Source organism: Nostocoides japonicum T1-X7 (genome assembly GCF_001046855.1).
Taxonomy (GTDB): domain Bacteria; phylum Actinomycetota; class Actinomycetes; order Actinomycetales; family Dermatophilaceae; genus Nostocoides; species Nostocoides japonicum.
In genome coordinates this window covers 4735764-4737560 of the sequence record NZ_HF570958.1, presented here as the reverse complement: position 1 = coordinate 4737560, position 1797 = coordinate 4735764, and the positions used below count along the sequence as shown (strand labels likewise).

Below are 1797 nucleotides of genomic sequence, written 5' to 3'. Positions count from 1 at the left end.
CCGCCGCTGCGCCCCGGGTCGGGCGTCGGGGGACGAGCCGGCTGGTCGTTGCGGACGACGAGGACGGCCCGGTCGCCGTCGGCGAGCAGGCGCACGTGGACGGCCGCCCCGGGCGCGTGGCGGGCGGCGTTGGCGAGCGCCTCCTGGAGAACCCGGTGGAGCATGAGCGCGGTCGCCGGCGGGCAGGCCTCCGGCGGGAGCTCGAGCCGCCACCTCACGTCGATGCCGGCGGCGCGGCTCGCCTCGAGGAGCGCGGGCAGCTCCGCGATCCCGGGCTGCGGGGCGAGCTCGGCGCCGGCGCGAGCCTCGCGGAGCACGCCGAGGACACCACGGACCTCGGTGAGGGCCTGCCGCGCCGAGGTCTCGATGGCCGCGAACTCCTCGACGACCTCCGGGGGGAGGTCGCCGAGTCGGACCGGCGCGCTCTGCGCCTGGACGACGACCATCGACATGTGGTGCGCGACGACGTCGTGCAGCTCGCGGGCGATCCGAGCCCGCTCCTCCACGACGGCGCGCAGGTCCCGCTCCTCCTTCGTCGCCCTCGACTGCGCGGCGAGCTGGCGCCGCGAGATGACGAGCCACCGGAGGACGAGCCCGAGGACGACGGCGAACCCGTTGGCGACGGCCCAGGCCTTGAAGTCCGCAGGCAGCAGGGCGATGGGTGTCGCGATGCCGACGACGGCCGCGACGACCACCTCGACCCACCGTCCCAGCATGGCGACGAGAAGGAGGAGGAGCAGGAGGGCGAGATAGAGGGGGACCGACCACGGGAAGCCGCCGGGGACCGGCGGGGTGACGAAGGCCGACCAGCCGAGGGCGACGACCGTGCCGGCCAGCCAGCCGCCGAACGGCCAGTACCTCGCGAGCACCAGCGGTGCGATGTCGAGCACGGCGACGACCATCGAGAGCGGGAAGGGGATCGGCCAGACGTTCGGGATCGTCGCGGCGTCGACGACGAAGAGGACGGCGGCGACGGCATAGAGGCCGACGGCGGGGTCGCGGACGAGGAAGCGGACGGCCGGGACGGTGATCCGCCCGAGCCACGCGAGGCCGCGGCCGGCCACCTTGACCCCGCGGCCCGTCGCCTTGGCACCGCGCCACGTCGTCCGGGCTCCCGTGCGCCACCGGGATGCCGACGGCGCCGGCGCCACCACCGGCATCTCCTGCGTCGGTGGCGTCGGGACCGATCCCGGCACCTCCCGTGTCGGAGCTGCCGGGTCATCGCCTCGATGGCGTCGCACCCGCAACCGCATGCCGACAGGCTAGGACGCGGGCGGGCGATCGGTCGTCATACGGCAGGGGCGCACTCGGGTCACCCTCCGGTATGACGTGGCCGGCCGGCGACACCGAACGGACGAGGCCACCTCGGGCCTTCCGGCGGACGAGGTGCGGCGTCCGCCGTTCCTAGCGTCCCGGCCATGACCAGAGCGCTTCTCGCCCGCACCATCATCGGGTTCCTCCTCCTCGCCGGCGCGTGGGCCGCCCTCGACGTGGCCGGCCACCCCGGCACGGCGAGGCCGGATGCCGCCGTGCAGGGCGCCGTGACGGCCCTCACGACGGAGTCGGCGGACGTCGCCGACGCGGCCCTGCCGGCCGACTTCGCCCGGCAGGAGGGCTACCGACCGGTCGTCCGCGACGGCCTCCTCCAGGACCCGCGTGGAGGCTGCAGCTCCCCCGTGCCGTTGCCCGCGGAGTTCACCGCGGCGTGCCGCCGCCACGACCTCGGGTACGACCTGCTGCGGGTCGCCGCCCGCGACGGGGGCGCGCTGTCCGCGACCGCCCGCCGCTTGATCGACG

1 protein-coding gene and 1 pseudogene are annotated in these 1797 nt (G+C 75.8%); one reads left to right on the top strand and one right to left on the bottom strand.

Translation table 11 applies throughout. The annotated features are described in order from the left end of the window. Positions 1 to 1154 (bottom strand): sensor histidine kinase (locus BN12_RS25570; RefSeq protein ID WP_162233119.1); only part of this gene is annotated, 1154 nt, incomplete at its 3' end. A gap of 264 nt (positions 1155 to 1418) precedes the next feature. Here BN12_RS25570 and BN12_RS25905 point away from each other — a divergent pair. After that, positions 1419 to 1797: pseudogene (locus BN12_RS25905) on the top strand (phospholipase); the annotation flags it as partial.